This window comes from Paenibacillus sp. FSL E2-0178 (assembly GCF_038593005.1).
Classification (GTDB): domain Bacteria; phylum Bacillota; class Bacilli; order Paenibacillales; family Paenibacillaceae; genus Paenibacillus_AQ; species Paenibacillus_AQ phytohabitans.
Genome location: NZ_CP151953.1, coordinates 2,099,957 through 2,120,695, shown reverse-complemented (window position 1 = coordinate 2,120,695; position 20,739 = coordinate 2,099,957). Strand labels below are relative to the sequence as shown.

Genomic DNA, 20,739 nt, shown 5'->3' with positions numbered 1-20,739 from the left:
AGAAATGATCTCTCTTAACTGCACTTTAGTTAACAACCTCACAAGTTGCCAGTAATCGCTGGTGGGACTAGCGCAATATTTCATTTCTTTCTTCACATCTGATTAGCTACCGGCAGAATTGAGACTCTGAAGAAGCTCTGCAGGCATAATTGTTGTACGTTTTACAACTTTGTAGCCTAGATATCTGGATGTGCGGAAGGATTGTTGTATGAAATACAACAATTCTCCCGCTAAACCTCTTGTAGAAGAGAAAATGTTGCATTTGGTACAGGCGTGTTGATTTACCAAAAAAAGGACAAAAAAGGCCGCCATTTCGGGTAATGGTAAGTACCACCAAACCAAACCGAAATGAGGCGACCTCATGAACAAGAATAACCCATTCTTAGCTGTATTTAAACAAGTTTTAACCCAAGAAGAAGTAGCCGAACTAACCGGGCAAGAGAAAGACTATACGGACACTGCAACTAAATTCACGGTGTATACCATGCTGCACTATCTCGCCCAAGCCAGTTATCTGAAATGGGACGGTTTTCGTGAGTGTGCAAGGCTAGCTCCAACCCATGATTTAGTTCCTGTTCACTACTCAACCCTCTCGAAAAAAGCCGGCGAGGTTCCCTATGAGATCTTTAAACGAGTCTTTCGACTCCTGGTGAAAAAATGTAATCGCGAAACCCGGCGTCACCTGAATCTTCCCAAAGATTTATTACTAATCGACTCTACGACGATCACGGCATCCAACCATCAACTGTCCTTTGCGAAATACAAAAAGCACAGAGGGGGCCTCAAAATGCACACGGCCTTCTCCTATGCTCAGCAGTCTCCCCTTCAGGTGGAAGAAACGATCGCCAGACGCCACGACGCTCCGTTAGGCGAAGTATTGGCAAATCCAGACTATATTATAGTACAGGACCGGGCCTATGGGAAAATCGGGAGATTGGATCATTATGTGTCCATAGGCCAGTCCTTTGTGATTCGGCTTAAAGACAATCTACACTTAGTCGAACCGGAAATACACACCTACCAACTCCAAGGAGATCCCAAGATTGTACGAGATATCATCTGCAATATCGGCCAAGGAAAGTGCCGTTCTGCGGAGCGTCAACGTGTGGTTGAATTCAAAAATGACCGTAACCAAGTGGTCCGAGTGGTCACCGATTTAAGAGAAGAGTCCCCAGAAGTCATTGCCGAAATCTACAAAGCCCGTTGGCAAATTGAAGTCTTTTTCCGCTGGATCAAGCAGCATCTCAATGTACCTAAATTGTTTGGAAAAACAAAGAATTCGGTCTACAATCAGTTGTTTGCGGCGTTCATGGTCTATGTTCTTTTAAAGTGGTTGTTTGACGTAATGAAAGACAAAGTCCCTTGCTTCGTAAAGCTTACTTTCTTGGAATTTATGCAGTTCCTGCAGAACCAGAATCTTCCGGTCGAGTGGCAGGTTCAGTTTGATTTGCTCCGGAGAAATACTGGAGATTTCTGTGAATTAATCAATCCAGTATCTGGGTAATCAACACGCCTGCATTTGGTACAACAATTTTGAATTTGGGCCAATATAATGAAGAAAATGTTGTATTTTATGCAGGATTTTATTAAAACCTATTTGATCTGAGCTACAATAAGCGGTTGCATCGGTATTTGTTGCTGATTAATACCAGTTAAAGGAAGAATATTGATCTAAAGACTATAATGTGTGTTAAAAGAATCGCTCCTTTTAAATGGTGTGTGGGCCAGCCATTTAAAAGGGGCGATTTCTTGTTTTCTATTATTTTATGGGGGGATTAAGGATTGGAGGGTTGATGGTTGATGGTTGAGGGTTGATGGTTGAGGGTTGGAGGGTTGGAGGGTTAAGGGTGGAGTGTTGAGTGTTGAGTGTTGAGTGTTGAGTGTTGAGGGGTTGAAGGCTTCAAGGGTCTACAGGTTTCCCGTAACTCCCCCTCTTAAACAGCGGAGCGGACGGACTGATTGTGGAGAAGCGATAGCGTTCGCCTTTGTTCACGGATTTTCACCGCTAAGGAGAATAAATAAAATCCGGGAACAACAGCGATCGGAACAACGGTCCGTTTGCGTAGCGTTCACAGCAAGTTCAAACGTCCCTCGTACTCCGATCGGAACAACGGTCCGTTTGCGTAGCGTTCACAGCAAGTTCAAACGTCCCTCGTACTCCGATCAGAACAACGGTTCGTTTGCATAGCGTTCACAGCAAGTTCAAACGTCCCTCATACTCCGATCGGAACAACGGTCCGTTTGCGTAGCGTTCACAGCAAGTTCAAACGTTGCTCCTACTCCTAAGCGAAACACACTATGATCTTCAACAGCACAGCCCCCATTTTACACTCCGTTGATAATCGCCGCCGGAACTGGTATTTTGCCGAAAATGGAGGTAGGATGTTCTCAAGGACACAATGATAAGGAAGAGGACTACTACTGATGAAACCGTTCCGCGTTCGGCTTACATTCATACTCATGGCCCTGATCGGGATATCCATGACCGGGGCTGGCATTACAATGGCCCAACTGTTTAAGGACTCACATATTTCCGTACTGGAAGAAAACATGTCCCGGGAAATAAATCTGCTCTCCGGCACGTTTACGTTCAAGGATATGCACAGTCCGGACGCCATGGATTATTATACAGACCAGGCAAGGACGATATCCACACTGACAGGATCGCGCATCACCTTCATTACGAAGGAAGGCCGGGTGATTGGCGATTCGGAGCGCAATCCGCTGGAAATGGACAACCACTCCACCCGGGAAGAGGAGCTGCTCGCTGCGAAAGAAGGGATTGGCCGGGCAATCCGCTACAGTGATACGCTGGACCGCGAAATGCTCTATGTAGCTGGTGCGGTAGTCTCGGACCAGGGCTTCGACGGATATATCCGGCTCTCCATGGGACTGGACGCAGTGACGGAAGGACTGAACCGGGCGTGGATGATTATGGCCGGGGGACTCGTGCTGCTGTTTATTGCGGCCACTTTTGTGAGCTATAAGGTAGCCTCCAGCATGACCTCACCGCTAGAGCAGATTACCAGAGTCGCGCGGCGTATCACCGATCTGGATTACGATGCCCGTGTGCCGATGAAGCGCAAGGATGAGATCGGCCAGCTGGCGACAGCGATCAACGCCATGGCGGACAGTCTGCAGGCCCAATTGAAGACTATCCGCGACAACGAGGATCTGCTGCAAAGCGTACTCGATAACATGACCGGCGGGATCGTGATGATTAACGCTGAAGGGGAGATTGCCCTGCTCAACCGTGCGGCAGAGCGGCTGCTTGATGTGAAGAACAGCGAGATGACCGGGCATTCCTACAAAGAGATCAAACATCATTATGAGCTGACCCGGCTGATTGAAGAAGGCGTATCCCGTAATGAACCGGTCCATGAAGAGCGTATTATCTATAATCCGGTGGAGCGGATTGTACGCCTGGACGGAGTGCCGATGATTCAGGACGGCTCCACCCGGGGAATGCTGTTCCTGCTGCAGGAGGTTACGGAAATCCGCCGTCTGGAGAAAATGCGCAGCGAATTCGTCGCGAATGTCTCCCATGAGCTGAAGACACCGGTAGCTGCGGTAAAAGGCTTCGCCGAAACCCTGCTCGGCGGAGGCGTTACGGATGAGAAGACGGCACGTTCGTTCCTGCAGATTATTTATGATGAGAATGAACGGCTCAACCGTCTGATCGGAGATATTCTGGAATTATCCAAAATCGAATCCAAACGCGTCCAGCTGGACTGCTCGCCGGTTCATTTGATCGAGTTCTTCGATTCTGTGCTGGAAACACTCAGCAAGGTGGCGGAGAAAAAGAAGATCACCTTGAGCTCGGATGTACCTGCGGAGCTGTTTATCGAGGGGGATGAAGACAAGCTGCGCCAGATCTTCATGAATCTGCTCTCGAATGCGATTAACTACACTCAGGACGGAGGAAATGTAAGGGTCACCGTAGTCAACGTTCAAAAGGCAGACGGAACGGAGAGTGTGCGCTTTACCGTGAGCGATACGGGCATGGGGATTCCGCGCAAGGATCTGCCGCGGATCTTCGAGCGCTTCTACCGGGTGGACAAAGCCCGCTCCAGAAGCTCCGGCGGAACCGGCCTGGGCTTGTCCATCGTGAAGCATCTGGTAGAGCTGCACAGAGGATCAATTACGGTAGAGAGCGATCTGGGCATCGGCAGCTCTTTTATCCTGGAATTACCGCTGCTGCAGGAAGAGAACGAGTAACCTGCAAGCAACGATTCAATTCTGGCAGGACATCCGTCTTTAGCCTGTGGATAGGGCGTATGTCCTGATTTGATTGTATGCCGGCAAAGGGGTAATATTAAATTCGTAATTTTACACCAAGTTAACATTGTGGTGCTATGATGTGCATGTGTGCAGTTTTGTAAATTTAATAACCTATGAAAAGACGGGGGAACCTATGGCACAACGATTGCTTGTCATTGAAGACGAACCGACACTGGCCCGGCTGCTGTCTTATAATTTGACACAAGAAGGCTATGAAGTGACGGTGGAGGATCATGGAACGGCAGGATATGACCGTGCGACTAGAGAACCTTTTGATTTAATCGTACTGGATCTTATGCTGCCCGGCATGAACGGCATTGACATTCTGGATAAATTGCGTGGACAGGGCATACGTACACCGGTCATAGTACTGACGGCCAAGAATGCCGAAGAAGATGTAGTCCGGGGCCTGAAATCGGGGGCCGATGATTACATAACTAAGCCGTTTGGCGTCTCCGAATTACTGGCCCGCGTCAGTGCGGTCCTGCGCCGGATATCCGGCCTTGCCGAGGAGGCCCCGCCGGAAACGGCAGTATCCGCTTCGACCATTATCCTGGGACAGCTGGAAATCTACCCGGAACGTTATGAAGTTTCGCTGGGCGGACAGAGTATTAATCTGCGTCCCAAGGAGTTTGAAGTCCTGCTGTATCTGGCCCGGAAGCCGGGTGTGGTTCTGACGCGTGATGATCTGATGAATGCGGTCTGGGGTTTCGATTATATCGGCGGCCAGCGTACTGTAGACGTTCATGTCAGCTCGCTGCGCAAGAAGCTTGAGCTTGATCCTGAATCTGTTCATATTGATTCCATCCGCGGCGTGGGCTATAAGCTGGTCGTGAACAAGAAGAGAACACCAGTCATTTGATATGGCGGTGTTCTTTTTCTGATACATCTGTCCTGCTGAATTTTGATTTTACACAGCGTTAACAATTCTCTGGAGCTCTATTTACACTGAAAGCTTATCATGGGGAACGAAGATGATGAGAAGGAGACAACAGAAACTAATGAAATCCATCATTGACATAGAGAAACTTGATCTCTACTATGAGTCATTTCACGCGCTGAAGAATGTGGATCTGCAAATTCCGGAGAAACAGGTTACCGCTTTTATCGGTCCTTCCGGCTGCGGAAAGTCCACGCTGCTGCGTACCCTAAACCGAATGAACGACATGATTCCCGGCACGCGTATTGAAGGAACAGTAAACATCGGCGGTAAAAATATTTACAGCGACGAGATTGAAGTGGAAAGTCTGCGTAAGCAGGTAGGGATGGTGTTCCAGCAGCCCAATCCTTTTCCCAAGTCGATTTATGACAATGTAGCTTATGGTCCGCGCCTCCATGGGGTGAAGGGCAAAGCCGAGCTTGATGTCATTGTGGAGCAAAGCCTGCGCCAATCCGCACTCTGGGAGGAAGTGAAGGATTTCCTCAAGAAGTCTGCCCTCAGCTTGTCCGGTGGCCAGCAGCAGCGTCTCTGCATCGCCAGAGCCCTTGCCGTACAGCCGGATATTCTGCTGATGGACGAGGCCACCTCCGCACTTGATCCGGTGTCCACGCTGAAGATTGAGGAGCTGGTACAGGAGCTGCGGGATAAGTATACGATTGTAATGGTCACGCATAATATGCATCAGGCCGCCCGGGTGTCGGGGCGCACCGTATTTTTCCTGAACGGCGTTATCGTGGAGGCTCAGGATACGGAACTGCTGTTCTCGAATCCCAAAGACTCCCGCACAGAAGATTATATATCCGGACGCTTCGGTTAAGCGGCAGAGGAATCCGTTCCCGGAAGGAAATCAGCGGTATAAGCTGAACTTAAGAATGCTTTACGGCGTATTCTTAAGTTCACTCTATATGACCATATGTTTTTGAGGAGGATCGTTTTCAATATGATTCGCAGAAAAGAATTCGATAAAGATCTGGAAGAGCTGCGCAATCTGCTGGAGCAGATGGGCGAGCATGTTACGGATGCGCTGGAAGGTGCAGTACTCGCTTTGCAGAATCTGGACACCGTACGGGCACAGGAAATTGTTAAGAACGATTTGCGGCTGAATGCGATGGAAGACCGGATTATGGAGATCGGCTCACGGCTGATCATCACCCAGCAGCCGGTAGCCAAGGATCTGCGCCGCATCATTGTAGCCTTCAAAATCTCCAGTGACCTCGAACGTATGGGCGATCTGGCACTGGATGTGGCTAAGGTAACGATGCGGATCCAGGGGCAGCAGCTGATTAAACCGCTTGTGGATATTCCGCGGATGGCCGAGATTGTTACGGTAATGATCTCAGAGGCAATTCAGTCCTATCTGGATGAGAATACGGATCTGGCCTACAAAATGGCGCAGGACGACGATCAGGTCGACGGGCTGTACAGTGCAATGATTAATGAACTGTACACTTATATGGTTCAGAAGCCCGAGTCGGTTAATCAAGCGATGCTGCTTACGCTGGTTGGCCGTTATATTGAGCGTATCGCAGATCATGCGACCAACATTGGCGAGAGCGTAGTTTATCTTGTAACGGGCAAACGTCCGGATCTGAATCAATAAAAGCATAAGGCACGACAGCAAGCCTTCATCCCGGAGGCTTGCCTTTTTTGTTTTAAAGCGCTGTCTGATTGGAAATCCTGCTTAGGATGCCATAAGCTGCAGACCCGTGTGAATCCGGCGGGCTTCATGAATAGGCTTCACTAAAATCAATCATCCTTATGTTTCAACTTGGTGCGGGGCATATGGTACTATATAAGAAGTAAGCAAGATAAAGGCGAGGTGCTATAGTGGACAAGCTGATACTGATTGATGGAAATAATATCATTTACCGGGCGTTTTTCGCGATGCCGCCGCTGACGAATACAGCAGGACAGCAGACGAATGCGGTGTACGGTTTCACGACGATGCTTCTGCGATTGATTGAAGAGCATAAGCCGAGTCATATGATTGTAGCCTTTGACGCCGGGAAGATTACCTTCCGGCATGAAGGGTATGAAGATTATAAGGGCGGACGCCAAAAAACTCCGCCGGAATTGTCCGAACAGTTCCCGCTGCTGAAGGAATTGCTGCAGGGATTAGGGGTGCCGCAGTTTGAGATCGGCGGCTATGAAGCCGACGATATTATCGGCACCATCTCCCGCGAGGCGGATGCCGCAGGGCGGCAGGTGATGATTGTGTCCGGGGATAAGGACATGCTGCAGCTGGCGTCCGAGCATACAACCGTCGCGCTGGTCCGTAAGGGCGTTACGGAAGTAGAGCTGTACGGGCCGCAGCAGATCCGGGACAAATATGATCTTACCCCGGAGCAGATCATCGATCTGAAAGGGCTGATGGGCGATGCCAGTGACAATATTCCCGGTGTGCCGGGAGTAGGGGAGAAGACAGCGCTTAAGCTGCTTCAGCAGTTCGGATCGGTAGAAGGGGTACTGGCCGGAACCGGTGAGCTGAAGGGCAAAATGAAGGAAAAGCTGGAGGAGCATGCTGACAGCGCCATCATGAGCAAGAAGCTGGCGACGATCTACCGCGAAGTTCCGCTGGCGCATGCCTGGGAGGATATGGTCTTCAGCGGGATCAATACGGATACGGCCGGTCCTGCACTCGCTAAGCTCGAATTCAAATCCCTGCTCGAACGCCTGTCGCTGAGCGCCTATTCCCATACGGCCGATGGCAGCAGTTCAGATCCAGCAGCGGTGGAAGCGGCAGCGCTTAATATCACTATTGTAGATGAAGCCGGACTGGCTGACCTGATTGCTGCGCTGCCGGGCATTTCGGCGCTGCATGTGGAATCGAATGGTGAGAATCCTCACCGTGCAGAGGTCATTGGCCTCGGGCTGTCTTCGCCGGAGCAGCATTACTTTGTGCCGTTTGCCCTGCTGAAGAGCGCGGCAGCGGCGCCGCTGCGGCACTGGCTCGGCGATGACAAAGCGCCGAAGAGCGGGTATGACCTGCACCGTGCCGATCTGGCGCTGCATTGGCAGGGGATTGCTTTTGCCGGAGCTGCTAATGATGTCCAGCTTGCCGCATATCTGCTCGACCCGACGGAAGCGAACCAGAATCTGAATGACCTCACGAGCAAATACGGACTGCCCCGCTTATCGCCTGATGAAGATGTATTCGGCAAAGGGGCCAAATATAGAATACCGGAGCTTGAGATTCTCGGAAACCACGTAGCCCGCAAGAGCGCAACCGTGCTCGGCATCGTGCAGAAGCAGCAGGAGGAGCTGGAAGAGACCGCGATGACCGGACTGTTTCAGGATCTGGAAATGCCGCTCTCGCGGATTCTTGCCGATATGGAGAAGCAGGGTATTGCGGTTAACAAAGATGACCTCATAGAGCTCGGCAAAGAATTCGAAGCACAGATCTCCAGGCTGGTTGGAGAAATCTATTCGATCTGCGGAACAGAATTCAATCTCAATTCACCGAAGCAGCTGGGGGAAATCCTGTTCGTGAAGCTCGGCCTGCCTGTCGTCAAGAAGACGAAGACCGGGTATTCCACCGATGCCGAGGTACTGGAGAAGCTGGCTCCTTACCATGACGCTGTGCGCCTGATCCTGCAATACCGTTCGATTGCCAAGCTGCAATCCACCTATGTGGAAGGCCTGCTGAAGGAAATCTCGCCGGAGACCGGCAAGGTCCATACCTTCTACCGGCAGACGATTGCCGCAACGGGACGTCTCAGCAGCCAGTTCCCGAACCTGCAGAATATTCCGATCCGGCTGGAAGAAGGCCGCAAGATCCGTAAGGTGTTCGTGCCTTCCGAACCCGGCTGGTCGATTCTGGCGGCGGATTACTCGCAGATTGAGCTGCGGGTGCTGGCACATATCTCCGGCGATGAGCGGATGAAGGAAGCTTTTGTAGAAGACATGGATATTCACACGAAGACCGCGATGGACGTATTCGGCGTTACAGCCGATATGGTGGACAGCAATATGCGCCGTTCCGCCAAGGCGGTTAACTTCGGGATTGTGTATGGCATCAGCGATTACGGCCTGTCACAGAACCTGAACATTCCGCGCAAGGAAGCGGCCCAGTTCATTGAGCAGTATTTCGAAGTATTCAAGGGTGTCCGCCGCTATATGGATGATATCGTGGTCGAGGCACGCAAGCAGGGGTATGTGACCACTTTGCTGGAGCGCCGCCGCTACTTGCCGGAGATCAATGCGAAGAACTTCAATCTGCGTTCTTTCGCCGAACGTACCGCCATGAATACACCGATCCAGGGAACGGCTGCCGATATTATCAAGCTGGCAATGGTTCACATGGACAAGGCCCTGTACGAGCGCGGCCTGAAGAGCCGCATGCTGCTGCAGGTGCACGATGAGCTTGTGTTCGAGGTGCCGGAAGATGAACTGGAGCAGATGAAGCAGTTGCTGCCGGAGGTTATGGCCGGAGCGCTGAAGCTGTCCGTTCCATTGAAGGCAGAGGTAAGTTTTGGCAGTAACTGGTATGAAGCGAAATAGGCTCCCCGCATCCGCTGGATATCCGGTATAATGGAGTGGAGGTGAGCCATTATGCCGGAACTGCCGGAAGTCGAAACAGTCAGAAGAACACTTAATGATTTAATTACAGGCAAGCAGATAGAGCATGTCACCGTCCGGCTGCCGCGGATTATTCAGCGGCCGGATGATATTCAGGCTTTTGCCCATATGCTGGCAGGCCATAGCGTAGTAACGGTTGAGCGCAGAGGCAAGTTCCTGCGGTTTGTCTTCGATGGACTTGTGATGGTCTCCCATCTGCGGATGGAAGGCCGTTACGGTGTTTACCGGGAGGGCGAGCCGCTGGACAAGCATACTCATGTGATTTTCCATTTCACCGATGGTACGGAGCTGCGTTATACCGATGTGCGCCAGTTCGGAACGATGCATCTGTTCCAGCCGGGTGAGGATCTGCTGCTGAAGCCGCTGAATAAGCTGGGACAGGAACCGCTGGATGCAGATTTCACCCTGGAGCGTTTCAAACAGATTGTCTCGCGGAGAAGCACCAAAATTAAGCCGTTGCTGCTGAATCAGGAATATATCGTCGGTATCGGCAATATTTATGTGGATGAATCTCTGCACCGTGCCGGTATTCATCCGGAAGAAACCGCAAACTCTCTCTCGGAGGACCATCTGGCCAGGCTGCATCATGCGATCGTTGCAACCTTGACAGAGGCAGTGAATGCGGGAGGCTCCTCAGTGAAATCGTATGTCAACGGCCAGGGGGAGAGCGGGAACTATCAGGATCAGCACCGCATATACGGACGCAAGGATCAGCCTTGCGCTACCTGCGGAACGTTGATTGAGAAAAGTGTTGTCGGCGGCCGGGGCACGCATTATTGTCCGAGCTGCCAGCCTGTACCGGTGCAGATAAGGTAAGCATTCAGCCGGGCTTATGAAGTGGATTTATAAGGAAATTCTAAGCGGTGTTGTCCATGCTCCATCAAAAGGCAGGCACTCACTACCCGTCCCGCCCATATAATGTGTGAAGATTGCTGATTAAGGCGAACGGAACCCGGCTAACAAGGCCGCCAGGTTCCGGTTCTTCACGGGAGGGATTGCGGGTGCTGAGCCCATTGTTGTCATTGCTGCTGCTTGCGTTTGCTCTAAGTTTGGACGGATTTGGTGTAGGCATTACATATGGACTGCGTAAAATGAAAATTCCTTTGCTCTCAATTATGATTATCTCGCTCTGTTCGGGGGTAGTCATTTGTGTGTCTATGCAGGTCGGCGTGCTGCTGGCCAAGGTGGTCTCACCGCATGCCGCTTCCAGTATCGGAGCGGTTATTCTCGTCTTGATGGGCTGCTGGTCGCTGTTCCAGATGCTGACACAGAAAGAGAAGGAGCAGGGGGAAGCAGAGCTGGGCGCCGGAGACGGGCTCCCAGACCGGCAAGCCTTGCTGGAGACGGCTGCTGCCGCTGCGATTGGGGAAGAGGATGAACCGCTGAAGCCGGCTGTATTCTCTCTGGAGCTCCGGCATCTGGGAGTAGTCATTCAGATCCTCCGCACCCCGTCTTCCGCCGATATGGATGCTTCCGGGAGTATTTCCTCCATGGAAGCCATGGTCCTGGGCATTGCGTTGTCGCTGGATGCCTTCGGTGCCGGTCTCGGCGCTGCGCTGCTCGGGTTCAGCCCGGTGTCAACCTCGCTGATGATCGCAGTGTTCAGCGGAACATTTCTGCTGCTGGGGATGAAGACAGGACTAAGATTGTCAGGCAGCTACTGGATGAAGCATGCGGCTGTTCTGCCGGCGTTATTATTAATTGCAATGGGTATAATGAAGCTATTATGAGGTGAGTACATGATTATGGGCTTAACCGGAGGGATTGCCTCCGGAAAAAGCACCGTGTCCGCACTGTTTGTCGCCAAGGGAGCTGCTCTGGTGGATGCCGACGTTATCGCCAGAGAGGTTATGCTCCCCGGACATCCGGTGCTGGCCGCTGCTGCACAGGCTTTTGGAGAGACGATTCTGCAGCCGGACGGAACACTGGACCGGGCGAGGCTGGGGGAGATGGTTTTCCGGGATCCGGAAGCACTTCAGACCTTGAACAATCTGACACATCCGGCGATCCGCACAGAAATTAAGGACCGTATGTATGCGTTAGATCAGGAAGATCCGCAGCGGCTGGTTATTGTGGATATTCCGCTGCTCTATGAATCACAGCTGGACAATTTATTCGATCAGATTATTGTGGTCTATGTGCCCCGCAGAGTCCAATTGGCCCGGCTCATGGCGCGGAGCGGAATGACGCTGGAACAAGCCGAGAACCGGCTGAAATCGCAGATGGACATCGAACTGAAGCGCAGGAAAGCCGACTATGTGATCGACAACAGCGGTGATCCCGTAGCTACGGAGCGGCAGGTTGCCGGCCTGTGGGACAGGCTGGGCCTCTCATGATGAAGTGGCTGCGCAAAAAAAGAGTACTGCTGGTGCTGTTTATCGGCTTTACAGCGATCCTGTTCCTGGGCACCAATTGGATGTCGTGGTTTTATCCGATACATTATAAAGATGAGATCCGCAAACACAGCCTTACTTATGAGATGGATCCGTTCCTGGTGGCGTCGATTATCCGCGTTGAGACCAATTTCAAGACCGGACGCGAATCCAAAAAAGGTGCGATCGGACTGATGCAGCTGATGCCGGATACCGCCAAGTGGGCGCTGGAAAAGGCCAAGCTTCCCGATGTGTCGCTGGAGCGGCTAAAAGAAGAGCCATCCTCCAATATCGAACTGGGCACCTGGTATTTGTCTACGCTTTCGCGGCAGTTTGACGGCAACCGGACAGCGGTTATAGCCGCTTATAATGCCGGCCCCGGCAAAGTACAGAGCTGGCTGGATGAAGGCCGGTGGGACGGAACAGAAGCGTCTGTGAAGGATATCCCGTTCGGCGAGACCCGTCATTATGTACAGCGCGTCATTTATTATTATGACCAATACACGGAGCTCTACAGTGAATTCTGAGGCTCTGCTTTAAATATTGCGTTTGTGCCGACATAAAAAGAAGCATCAAACGGCCCGGAGGCCGTTCAATACTTCTTTAGGCAAGCTTATGGAGACAGGTTATTTGTATTGACCTGCCAATTGCTGTTCAGCCAGGGTTACAAGACGTTTAGTGATGTAACCACCGATCGAACCGTTTTCGTAAGATGTTTTATTGCCTTGGTATCCATCTGGGGAGAGGGTGATACCTAGTTCTTGGGCAACTTCGAATTTCAGTTGTTCCAAGGCACCGCGTGAATTTGGAGCTACCAGGTTATTGGAGCTGTTGTTTTGGCTCATTGCTGTTCACCTCCTATCGGTTGGTAACTGTATTATGTGCCGGACTTGCCATATTCATAACAACAAATAAACGGTGATTTCTGGAAATTAACATAAGCCCCGTAGAGCCTGGTTTTTCAGGAGCGGGGCATACCCATTCTTATTATGAGGAAGTGATGAAGCTTATGAAATGCCCTTACTGTGATCACACCAACACCAAAGTGCTTGACTCCCGTCCAGCCAATGAGAATAAGTCAATCCGCCGCAGGCGCGAATGCGAACTGTGCAGCCGCCGTTTCACCACCTTCGAAATGATTGAAGAGACCCCGCTGATCGTCATCAAAAAAGATGGCAGCCGCGAAGAATTCAGTCGTGACAAAATCCTCCGTGGCCTCATCCGTGCCTGCGAGAAGCGTCCCGTTTCCGTAGAGCGTCTGGAAGTCATCGTATCCGAGGTTGAGAAAAGCCTGCGCGGCATCGCCCTGGCCGAGATCGAGAGCCGCCAGATCGGCGAGCTGGTCATGGAGCAGCTCTATCCTGTAGATGAGGTAGCTTACGTCCGCTTCGCGTCCGTGTACCGCCAGTTCAAGGACATCAACATGTTTATGAAGGAACTGAAGGGACTGCTCTCTAAGGGTACTGAGGAGCTGGACGGGCTGTAGGAGGCTTTGTGAAGAGGTAATGTGCCATTCCTGGCATAAAGGGGCTAGCCTTGATATTGTGAGGCTGGCCTCTGTGTGAAGCGCCTCTGCATAGAAATTAATTAATTTTGTAAAAGTGTTGACACTGATGCTGAATTTCTGTATTATATAGAAGTCGCCTACGAAACATAACAACTTGAAAGCGACTTGAGCGGACCGCTCAAAATGGATTTCAGAATACATAATGTGATTCGAAATCAAGCGTATGGGGAATTAGCTCAGCTGGGAGAGCGCATCGCTGGCAGCGATGAGGTCAGGGGTTCGAGCCCCCTATTCTCCACCATACTACGGACTCTTAGCTCAGTTGGTAGAGCAGTAGACTCTTAATCTATTTGTCCAGGGTTCGAGCCCCTGAGAGTCCATCACAGAAGAAACGGCAGAGATGCCGTTTTTTTGTTGTCTGGAGGGGGATATTTCCATGATCATTAATAATCAGGAATACCAGGTGAAAGGTCTGAATTACACGATCCGCTCAGCAGTTAAGGCAGACGCGAAGTCTCTGTCTGGGGTAAGGCTTCAGGTTGACGGGGAGACCGAGCATATGGACCGGGTGCCGGGAGAAGCTTTTATTGATGAAGCCGGATTTGAAACAATTATCGAAAGGGATACGAACCATCCGCGGAATATATGTCTGGTTGCGGAAGCGGACGGCAGAATCATTGGTTATTCCCGGTGTGAAGGACATGATCTTCAGCGGTTTAAGCACAAGGTGGAATTTGGGGTAGGAGTCTTGAAACAATATTGGGGCTTCGGAGTAGGTAAAAACCTTCTGCAGGCGTCCATTTCCTGGGCTGACGCAAACGGAATAACCAAGATCATTCTAAGCGGCGTTCTGGAAACCAATGAGAAGGCGATCCGCTTGTACCAAAGCCTTGGTTTTGAAGTTGAAGGGATACTGAAGAAGGACCGTATCCTGTCAGACGGCAAATATTACAGTACATATATGATGGCGAGATATACAGATTAGGCCTGGGAGTAGAAAGGCTTGATTGTCCCCAAGAACGGCAGAGCTGCTGTTCTTTTTTATTTGTCTCGGGTATCTGAGCCTTTGTTTCTATTTACAAACCGATGGTCGGTATGTATAATCATGATAAATAAAGTCAAAGCAAAGCAGGACGAAGGAGGAGAATCGCCATGAAGAACTCAGACCGCCGGAAGCAGACCATCCGGCAACTACTGGATGCAACCAAGGAATTGTTGCGGGTCAAAAGCTGCCATGCGATCACCTTAAAGGATATCATGGAGCAATCGCAATTATCGAAGGGTGCAATATTCCATTATGTAAAGAGCAAGGATGAGATTTTTGCCTGGGTGCTGGAGGAGAGGCTTGAAGCTGTGAATGAACGTTTTGAGGAAGAAGTGGCAGGCAGCCTTAACAAAACGTTCGACGGGCCGATGCTGGCCATCTCCAGGAGCCTTGCAGGATTGGAAGACAGCCATGAAGCGACCAATAAGGTTCTTCTATACTTGCTGGGCAAGGAGAATGAACCGGCGGTAGCGGAAGTGCTTGAGCATTTTCATGAGCGGTCGGTATCAGTCTCCAGGCAGTGGATTACAACGGGTCAAAGGCACGGGGTGATTAAAGAAAACGTGAACCCTGATGAGACGGCGGAGTTGTTCGTCCTGCTGTCACTGGGTCTGCGTGTGCGGGCATCCCTGCGCCCATCATCTAAGTCAGTTGCAGCGAAAGAGGTATCGGACTTTATGGCTGGAATTCTGAAAAAATAAAGTTAAGGGAGGATTATAAAATGGTTCCTTTTATAGCGCTCATCTTATCCTTTTTGCTGTTTCGGGTGGTTGGTCTCCTGGGCGTGACTTATTGGAATGACTGGCATACCTCCATTCAATGGGCAGTATCCATAATGCTGCTAATGGGTGCTTCTGCTCACTGGGGGCGGCGGCGGTCTGATTTGGTAAGAATGATGCCGCCTGCTTTTCCGCAGAAAGAATGGATTGTGACGGTTACCGGGATCTTGGAAATTGCCGGAGCTATCGGTATCCTTCTGCCAGCTTTCTCACCAGCGGCTTCTGTGTGCCTCGTTTTGCTTCTTATCGCAATGCTTCCCGCCAATATCTTTGCCGCCCGCAACAAGTTGACAATCGGCGGCAAGCCTGTGCCGAAATTGCCGGCCCGTATAGGAATTCAGATCATATTTATCACTGCAGTACTACTTGCCTCCCCGCACATATAACTGCTGATCTACACGAGCTGGGGCTATATTGGTCAGATTTCAGCTTGCACGACTGATCTTGCTAAGAACTCCAGAGCTTCCATTCCTTCCGTTGTCCGGGGACAGGGAATACTGTTAAAGGAACCGGCTATGAACGGGGCCGGAGCATGTTTCCGACTATCCGCAGACTCTGCTTACGGGTAACGAATCTGGACAGCTGGGCTCCAAGGTAATTTTGCGATCCTGGAACTGTGTATATCTTCTTGTTGGCGAGCGAGCGCAGCGCAGTTTCCACTACTTGTTGCGGAGTTGCTTTTTTCCCGATGGAAGCTTCCTCCGTTCCCACAACAGCGAAGAAGTCTGTATCTGTAGAACCGGGGCAAAGTGCAAAGAACTGGACTCCGCGGTCACGGTTCTCCCACCATAACGCCTCTGTAAAGGATAGGACAAATGCTTTGGTTGCCCCATACACAGCCATATAGGGGAGAGGCTGGAATCCTGCAGTGGAAGATACATTGATGACAGTGCCTGAGCTTCTGCGCAGCATATCCGGTAAGAATAGATGAGTCATATTTACAACCGCAGCAACATTCAACATGATCTCTTCATGCTGCCGCTGGCCTGAGATTTGTTCGAACAATCCATGGGTCGCAAATCCGGCATTATTGATCAGCAGTTCAATCTCCAGCTGCAACCGCTGGCATTGCTGGAACAAATCGCGGGGGGCGTCTGCTTCCGCAAGGTCCATAGCTATCACTTCGACCTTGATGTTGTATTTTCTTCCGAGTTCTGCTGCGAGCGTATCCAGTTTGCTCTTAGTTCTAGCCACCAGCACCAAATGACTTCCTTGCTTAGCCAGTTGCCTTGCAAACTGTTCGCCGATACCGGAAGAAGCTCCCGTGATTAGCGACCATTTCCCTTGAATATTCATAATGTATTCCTCCTAATAATTTGAATGTAATCATCAGAAACGTAGGTACCGAGTGTGCGTCTTAGGGAACTAAGATTTTATATGGTAACACTGTTACCCGATGAAATCATAGTATCTTGTTATCTGGAGAAAGTCAAACCTTCTTTTAATTATATGTAGGACCAGTGTGGTTGGAGGATTGACTTTGAGGAACCAACTGTATAAAATGCGTGGTATATGAATGGGAAACTGTGTTTCCGGGGAACAACATCATAACCAAAGAAGGCGATTACGTTGAATGAACAAGGAAATCGTGCTGAAGCAGCTCCTAAAAAGGTGACAACCTATCAGGAGGCCCGCTTGCAGAACACTGCAAATCTTCGTCAGCTTGTAGTAGATGCAGCAGCTATAATCCTTCAGGAAGAAGGTCCGGAAGCTGTAACCGTGCGAAAAGTGGCGCAGAGGATGGATTGCTCAACCAAGATCATTTACAGTCTGTTTGCGAATAAAGAGGGATTAGCGCAGCAATTATATCTGGATGGCTGCAAGATACTCTCCAATGAATTTGAAAGCACTTCGCAGTCAGAAGATCTGCAGCAGTATTTACTGAATCTGGCAGAGGTGTATTGGGAATTCGGCCAACGCCACACAAGCTATTATAAATTGATGTTTGGAGGAGCATTTGCGGATTTCAAACCGGATGAGCAGGGGATGAAAGGCACTGTTACCGCTATGCGGCGGTTGTTATCCGTAATTGTCAGCGCCCAAGAGAAGGGGCTTATTGCTGGTGATTCCACTCCGGAATTAATTGTGGGTACAATTTGGTCCTCTCTTCACGGAGTCATTCACCTGTTCATTGGAGGACATCTGGGGAGTGTAGCAGCGGCGCATGCAGTATATGAGCAAACGGTATTTCAGCTTGCAAGCTCGTTGTTCGCACCCGCAGCCGGTTCAGTCTAGAGAAAAGAGCCAATATGGCAGGGATGCGTTCAGGGGCTCGTACCCCTTGAAATGTCCATCACAGAAGAACGGCAGAAATGCCGTTCTTTTGCTGTTAAGAACGCTCTATTTGCTCCCGGCTTCCCATCTCAGATTCCAGTTATAGTGCTGATCTAATTCCTCGTGTCCGGCGAAATATTCTACGAGCCGCTCCACGCTGAAGGTCTCATCCTGCTGATTACGAATCATGGCGATGGCACACATTCCCTTATTATTGTTGTGCTCATCCAGCCGGACCTCGATTTCAGGCCCGTTCTGCTGCCTGATAGTCACACGGGCGTCAGCCTGCGACCAGTTCGTGATTCCCTCATAGATAAAGGCAAAGACAACAATCCGGCTGATCTCCGAAAGATAATGGCCGTTAATCCGCAGATTCTCACCTGTGGCGATCGATCCGGTGCGGTCATCCCCGTCCAGGGAAATGTAGGGCGGCCTGTTCAAGCTGCCGAAGGACTCACCGAGTGCCTGGACAGAGCCCTTAAGCCCGTTTTTTAATTCAAACAGACAACCGAGATCAAGATCGATACCTTTGCTGCCGAACCAGCCGGATGATTGGGTCTGCACCCAGTTCAGGTTAATCAGGATCTCGCCTAGTGATCCTGCCCCTTTCTGCAGATTGATCCGCTCCCCGCGTTTCTTGAGCAGGAGGGTACCCGGATTTAATGGAGGGGCTGGCGGTGCTGCTGGCGATGCTGGAGGTGAAGCTGGTGAAGAAGGAGGCAAATTACCCGCCGGTTTCGGCCGTGACCTCAGCTCCGGGAGAATAAGGGGAGACTGCTGCGGCTGAACGACCCGGCTGGCGGGCTGAACAGACGGCAGAATGTCATTGACCCGAATCCCATAACTTTGGCATAGGGCAGCTAAACCGCCTGCATATCCGGAACCCACTGCGCTGAATTTCCATTCATTCTGGTATCTGTAGATTTCTCCGGCGACAATCGCGGTCTCTACAGTGAACGCTTTACCCAGCCTGTAGCGGAGAAGCTCAGTTCCATCAGCAGCATTGATGATCCGTAAATATGCATCGTCCAGCAGCGAGAAGCTGTGCTGCCGCTTCTCAGCCTCATAAATCGTTAGTGCAAATGCAATCCGCTCGTATTCTGCGGGAATCTGACTTAGACTGACAGCGATTTGTGTGTTATCGGTTAACCCTGCGTAGGCTTTTTTATCAGACTGCAATACACATACAGATTGGTCCGGAGTAGAAGGGTTGCCATAAAAAATAAGGTCCTCATCTTTTGAGACGCTCTGGGATGGCGTAAGCAAAAAGGCGGAAAAATCAACCTCAACCGCAGAGCCCGTATTGTGCCAGCCCATTCCGACGATGATACGGGTAAGGAGAGGCGTATCTTTTGTTAAGTTGCATTTTTGTCCCTTTATCAGCTGAGCGGTCATTGGAACCAGCCTTTCATAAGATTAGTAGAATTGAATGAATACGTGAAGGAGCTTAGAATCTGCCGCGTCTTCCGGCATCGAGGTTCGGACCATTCAGACTGGATAGCTTATCTAAAGAATGTTCGTAGATACGTACAATATCCTGCACCTTTTGGAACTCCGGATCCGAGGGGCCCAGATTGTCCATGAACATCCGCTGCAGGATTTCTCTATAAAAGGAGATGCGGTTCTCGACGAGACTACATTCGTAATCAATGACCTCTTCCACCGAGTGCTGCTGAACAAATTCCATCAGGTCATCAGCCGGGTTATCGTAGGACTCCCGCTCATTGCGCGCGGCAACCGGAGTGTTCACATTATCGAGGTTAACAGTGGAACGTATATCGGTGAAAAGAATTCCCTCTTTTGCCAGCATGACCTGAAAAGGCTTGTGCTTGAACAGCTCTTGGGCGACAAGAGAGCACATTGCCGGATTCCTCAGCAGAATGCCGTCAAAGGGGTGAAGCACCCAGCCTCTGTCATCCCGGTACAGGCTGAACGTGAAGTACTCGCCTCCATACTCATATTTCAGATTAATTGTAGTCTCTGAAGTAAGCTCATATTGAAATGCATCCATTCAAGTTCGTGCCTCCTGCTTCTTATTGGGATTTCTATTAGCATAGCAGAAGATGGGGAATCTTGGGAGAGCACGGTTGATTATTTACAATGAATTGATCTGGATCACGCCTTTGGTTTCTATGATAATATCAAAAACTGGACACGCTCTGAAGAAGGTTACGAGCTGTTTGCCGATATCGGTGAGAAGACGAAGTTCCCCGGCGTGAACAGGGCAAAAATCAATAAAGTATTCCATACTCCTAAACAAAAGATGTTACTCTTATTCGACTACGGCGATGAATAGCATTTTATTGTTCAGTATCTGGGAACTATAGAGGTGAGTCCGGGTCAGAAATTACCGATGATTATGGAGAGTAACGGAGAGGTGCCTAATCAATATGGAGGTTTCGGAGACGAAGAAGAATATGAGGACGAAGATGAATAACTTGGCGGCATGTAGTCCGCGAAATCCTCATTGTAGGTTTTGTACTGAAAACGATACATGAGCGCTTGACTTTATATTTAGTTTCAATCATGGTATAGTTTGGGTAGTAAATACGTACAATGCAAAGGGAGCCGTGCGTCAACACGACTCTCTGAGCAATAGCCGCTTTTAAGGTGGAGGCTATTAGGTGCTACGGGCAGAAATAGACCGCATCCTTTGGACTAGGGCGGTCTATTTCTTTTTGAGGTAGTTGAGCAATGCAATAATGAACATGCCGAACATGATCATCAGAGACAACGCTTGATGAACCTCCATTGGCCTCACCTCCCTTCATGGGAGATTAGCCGACCGCCCTTGCAAGCCTTCTATTGTTCAATCAGTATAGCATATTATGGTAAATGGGTAAGTACAAATGTTCCCTGAAATTTTCATCTTCGGACTACACAAATCAAATAAATTTACAATCAGCCCTGGGAATACTTCCAGGGTTTTTTTTGATTGGAATGAAATGAAGTGCGAGTCCCTT

General features: G+C 50.2%; 20 protein-coding genes and 2 tRNA genes. 17 read left to right on the top strand and 5 right to left on the bottom strand.

All coding sequences use genetic code 11. The features are described 5' to 3' along the window. Positions 1-361: 361 nt before the first annotated feature. The 10 genes from MHI42_RS09590 (at position 362) to MHI42_RS09545 (ending at position 12,698) form a co-directional block, all read left to right on the top strand. The gene (locus MHI42_RS09590) at positions 362-1,504 is read left to right on the top strand and encodes an IS4 family transposase (protein WP_342422441.1); all 1,143 of its coding nucleotides are present in this window, start codon (positions 362-364) and stop codon (positions 1,502-1,504) included. 920 nt (positions 1,505-2,424) lie between these two features. After that, positions 2,425-4,218 (top strand): ATP-binding protein, encoded by a 1,794-nt coding sequence (locus tag MHI42_RS09585; protein ID WP_171718632.1) that lies wholly within the window; start codon positions 2,425-2,427, stop codon positions 4,216-4,218. Positions 4,219-4,414: 196 nt separating this feature from the next. After that, positions 4,415-5,143, top strand: coding sequence for a response regulator transcription factor (locus MHI42_RS09580; protein WP_039304977.1), 729 nt, complete (start codon positions 4,415-4,417; stop codon positions 5,141-5,143). Between the two features lie 139 nt (positions 5,144-5,282). Further along, positions 5,283-6,038: a phosphate ABC transporter ATP-binding protein PstB gene (gene pstB / locus MHI42_RS09575; RefSeq protein ID WP_039304980.1), complete on the top strand. Its 756-nt coding sequence runs from the start codon at positions 5,283-5,285 to the stop codon at positions 6,036-6,038. 123 nt (positions 6,039-6,161) lie between these two features. Continuing rightward, entirely contained in the window at positions 6,162-6,821 is a 660-nt protein-coding gene (gene phoU, locus MHI42_RS09570) for a phosphate signaling complex protein PhoU (protein WP_039304983.1), read from the top strand. 227 nt (positions 6,822-7,048) lie between these two features. After that, on the top strand, positions 7,049-9,721 hold the full coding sequence (gene polA / locus MHI42_RS09565; protein ID WP_342423629.1) for a DNA polymerase I: 2,673 nt from the start codon (positions 7,049-7,051) through the stop codon (positions 9,719-9,721). Between the two features lie 51 nt (positions 9,722-9,772). Then, entirely contained in the window at positions 9,773-10,615 is an 843-nt protein-coding gene (gene mutM / locus MHI42_RS09560) for a DNA-formamidopyrimidine glycosylase (protein WP_342423628.1), read from the top strand. A 185-nt stretch (positions 10,616-10,800) separates the two neighbouring features. After that, on the top strand, positions 10,801-11,529 hold the full coding sequence (locus tag MHI42_RS09555; protein ID WP_342423627.1) for a manganese efflux pump: 729 nt from the start codon (positions 10,801-10,803) through the stop codon (positions 11,527-11,529). A 9-nt stretch (positions 11,530-11,538) separates the two neighbouring features. Then, positions 11,539-12,135: a dephospho-CoA kinase gene (gene coaE / locus MHI42_RS09550; RefSeq protein ID WP_342423626.1), complete on the top strand. Its 597-nt coding sequence runs from the start codon at positions 11,539-11,541 to the stop codon at positions 12,133-12,135. Continuing rightward, a complete protein-coding gene (locus tag MHI42_RS09545; protein ID WP_171718691.1) occupies positions 12,135-12,698 on the top strand; it encodes a lytic transglycosylase domain-containing protein in 564 nt (187 codons plus the stop codon). The genes coaE and MHI42_RS09545 overlap by 1 nt, the downstream gene beginning before the upstream one ends. Before the next feature lie 99 nt (positions 12,699-12,797). On the opposite strand, the gene MHI42_RS09540 is transcribed toward MHI42_RS09545, so the two are convergent. Then, the gene (locus MHI42_RS09540; protein WP_039305013.1) at positions 12,798-13,016 is read right to left on the bottom strand and encodes an alpha/beta-type small acid-soluble spore protein; all 219 of its coding nucleotides are present in this window, start codon (positions 13,014-13,016) and stop codon (positions 12,798-12,800) included. 164 nt (positions 13,017-13,180) lie between these two features. On the opposite strand from MHI42_RS09540, the gene nrdR reads away from it, so the two are divergent. The 6 genes from nrdR (at position 13,181) to MHI42_RS09510 (ending at position 15,888) form a co-directional block, all read left to right on the top strand. Next, positions 13,181-13,657 (top strand): transcriptional regulator NrdR, encoded by a 477-nt coding sequence (gene nrdR / locus MHI42_RS09535; protein ID WP_039305242.1) that lies wholly within the window; start codon positions 13,181-13,183, stop codon positions 13,655-13,657. A 246-nt stretch (positions 13,658-13,903) separates the two neighbouring features. Beyond that, a tRNA-Ala gene (locus tag MHI42_RS09530) sits at positions 13,904-13,979 on the top strand. Between the two features lie 6 nt (positions 13,980-13,985). Then, positions 13,986-14,058, top strand: a tRNA-Lys gene (locus MHI42_RS09525). 56 nt (positions 14,059-14,114) lie between these two features. After that, positions 14,115-14,663, top strand: coding sequence for a GNAT family N-acetyltransferase (locus MHI42_RS09520; protein ID WP_342423625.1), 549 nt, complete (start codon positions 14,115-14,117; stop codon positions 14,661-14,663). Positions 14,664-14,830: 167 nt separating this feature from the next. Next, positions 14,831-15,424: a TetR/AcrR family transcriptional regulator gene (locus tag MHI42_RS09515; RefSeq protein ID WP_342423624.1), complete on the top strand. Its 594-nt coding sequence runs from the start codon at positions 14,831-14,833 to the stop codon at positions 15,422-15,424. Positions 15,425-15,444: 20 nt separating this feature from the next. Further along, positions 15,445-15,888, top strand: a complete 444-nt coding sequence (locus MHI42_RS09510; protein WP_342423623.1) for a DoxX family protein — start codon at positions 15,445-15,447, stop codon at positions 15,886-15,888. 127 nt (positions 15,889-16,015) lie between these two features. Here the strand turns inward: MHI42_RS09510 and MHI42_RS09505 are convergent, their stop codons facing one another. Then, a complete protein-coding gene (locus MHI42_RS09505) occupies positions 16,016-16,798 on the bottom strand; it encodes an SDR family oxidoreductase (protein ID WP_342423622.1) in 783 nt (260 codons plus the stop codon). Between the two features lie 273 nt (positions 16,799-17,071). On the opposite strand from MHI42_RS09505, the gene MHI42_RS09500 reads away from it, so the two are divergent. Next, entirely contained in the window at positions 17,072-17,737 is a 666-nt protein-coding gene (locus MHI42_RS09500) for a TetR/AcrR family transcriptional regulator (RefSeq protein WP_342423621.1), read from the top strand. 105 nt (positions 17,738-17,842) lie between these two features. Here MHI42_RS09500 and MHI42_RS09495 read toward each other — a convergent pair whose 3' ends face one another. From MHI42_RS09495 to MHI42_RS09485, 3 genes are all read right to left on the bottom strand, one after another. Then, positions 17,843-19,171 (bottom strand): TerD family protein, encoded by a 1,329-nt coding sequence (locus tag MHI42_RS09495; RefSeq protein WP_342423620.1) that lies wholly within the window; start codon positions 19,169-19,171, stop codon positions 17,843-17,845. A gap of 52 nt (positions 19,172-19,223) precedes the next feature. After that, positions 19,224-19,787, bottom strand: coding sequence for a hypothetical protein (locus MHI42_RS09490; protein WP_042135460.1), 564 nt, complete (start codon positions 19,785-19,787; stop codon positions 19,224-19,226). A gap of 657 nt (positions 19,788-20,444) precedes the next feature. Next, the gene (locus tag MHI42_RS09485; protein WP_281365902.1) at positions 20,445-20,528 is read right to left on the bottom strand and encodes a putative holin-like toxin; all 84 of its coding nucleotides are present in this window, start codon (positions 20,526-20,528) and stop codon (positions 20,445-20,447) included. Between the last annotated feature and the right edge of the window lie 211 nt (positions 20,529-20,739).

What these genes read in the sequence shown, in the direction of transcription:
- MHI42_RS09590 (WP_342422441.1), top strand. Translation starts at nt 362, where the DNA reads ATGAACAAGAATAACCCATTCTTAGCTGTATTTAAACAAGTTTTAACC.
- MHI42_RS09585 (WP_171718632.1), top strand. Translation starts at nt 2,425, where the DNA reads ATGAAACCGTTCCGCGTTCGGCTTACATTCATACTCATGGCCCTGATC.
- MHI42_RS09580 (WP_039304977.1), top strand. Translation starts at nt 4,415, where the DNA reads ATGGCACAACGATTGCTTGTCATTGAAGACGAACCGACACTGGCCCGG.
- pstB (WP_039304980.1), top strand. Translation starts at nt 5,283, where the DNA reads ATGAAATCCATCATTGACATAGAGAAACTTGATCTCTACTATGAGTCA.
- phoU (WP_039304983.1), top strand. Translation starts at nt 6,162, where the DNA reads ATGATTCGCAGAAAAGAATTCGATAAAGATCTGGAAGAGCTGCGCAAT.
- mutM (WP_342423628.1), top strand. Translation starts at nt 9,773, where the DNA reads ATGCCGGAACTGCCGGAAGTCGAAACAGTCAGAAGAACACTTAATGAT.
- coaE (WP_342423626.1), top strand. Translation starts at nt 11,539, where the DNA reads ATGATTATGGGCTTAACCGGAGGGATTGCCTCCGGAAAAAGCACCGTG.
- MHI42_RS09545 (WP_171718691.1), top strand. Translation starts at nt 12,135, where the DNA reads ATGAAGTGGCTGCGCAAAAAAAGAGTACTGCTGGTGCTGTTTATCGGC.
- MHI42_RS09540 (WP_039305013.1), bottom strand. Translation starts at nt 13,016, where the DNA reads ATGAGCCAAAACAACAGCTCCAATAACCTGGTAGCTCCAAATTCACGC.
- nrdR (WP_039305242.1), top strand. Translation starts at nt 13,181, where the DNA reads ATGAAATGCCCTTACTGTGATCACACCAACACCAAAGTGCTTGACTCC.
- MHI42_RS09520 (WP_342423625.1), top strand. Translation starts at nt 14,115, where the DNA reads ATGATCATTAATAATCAGGAATACCAGGTGAAAGGTCTGAATTACACG.
- MHI42_RS09515 (WP_342423624.1), top strand. Translation starts at nt 14,831, where the DNA reads ATGAAGAACTCAGACCGCCGGAAGCAGACCATCCGGCAACTACTGGAT.
- MHI42_RS09510 (WP_342423623.1), top strand. Translation starts at nt 15,445, where the DNA reads ATGGTTCCTTTTATAGCGCTCATCTTATCCTTTTTGCTGTTTCGGGTG.
- MHI42_RS09505 (WP_342423622.1), bottom strand. Translation starts at nt 16,798, where the DNA reads ATGAATATTCAAGGGAAATGGTCGCTAATCACGGGAGCTTCTTCCGGT.
- MHI42_RS09495 (WP_342423620.1), bottom strand. Translation starts at nt 19,171, where the DNA reads ATGACCGCTCAGCTGATAAAGGGACAAAAATGCAACTTAACAAAAGAT.
- MHI42_RS09490 (WP_042135460.1), bottom strand. Translation starts at nt 19,787, where the DNA reads ATGGATGCATTTCAATATGAGCTTACTTCAGAGACTACAATTAATCTG.
- MHI42_RS09485 (WP_281365902.1), bottom strand. Translation starts at nt 20,528, where the DNA reads ATGGAGGTTCATCAAGCGTTGTCTCTGATGATCATGTTCGGCATGTTC.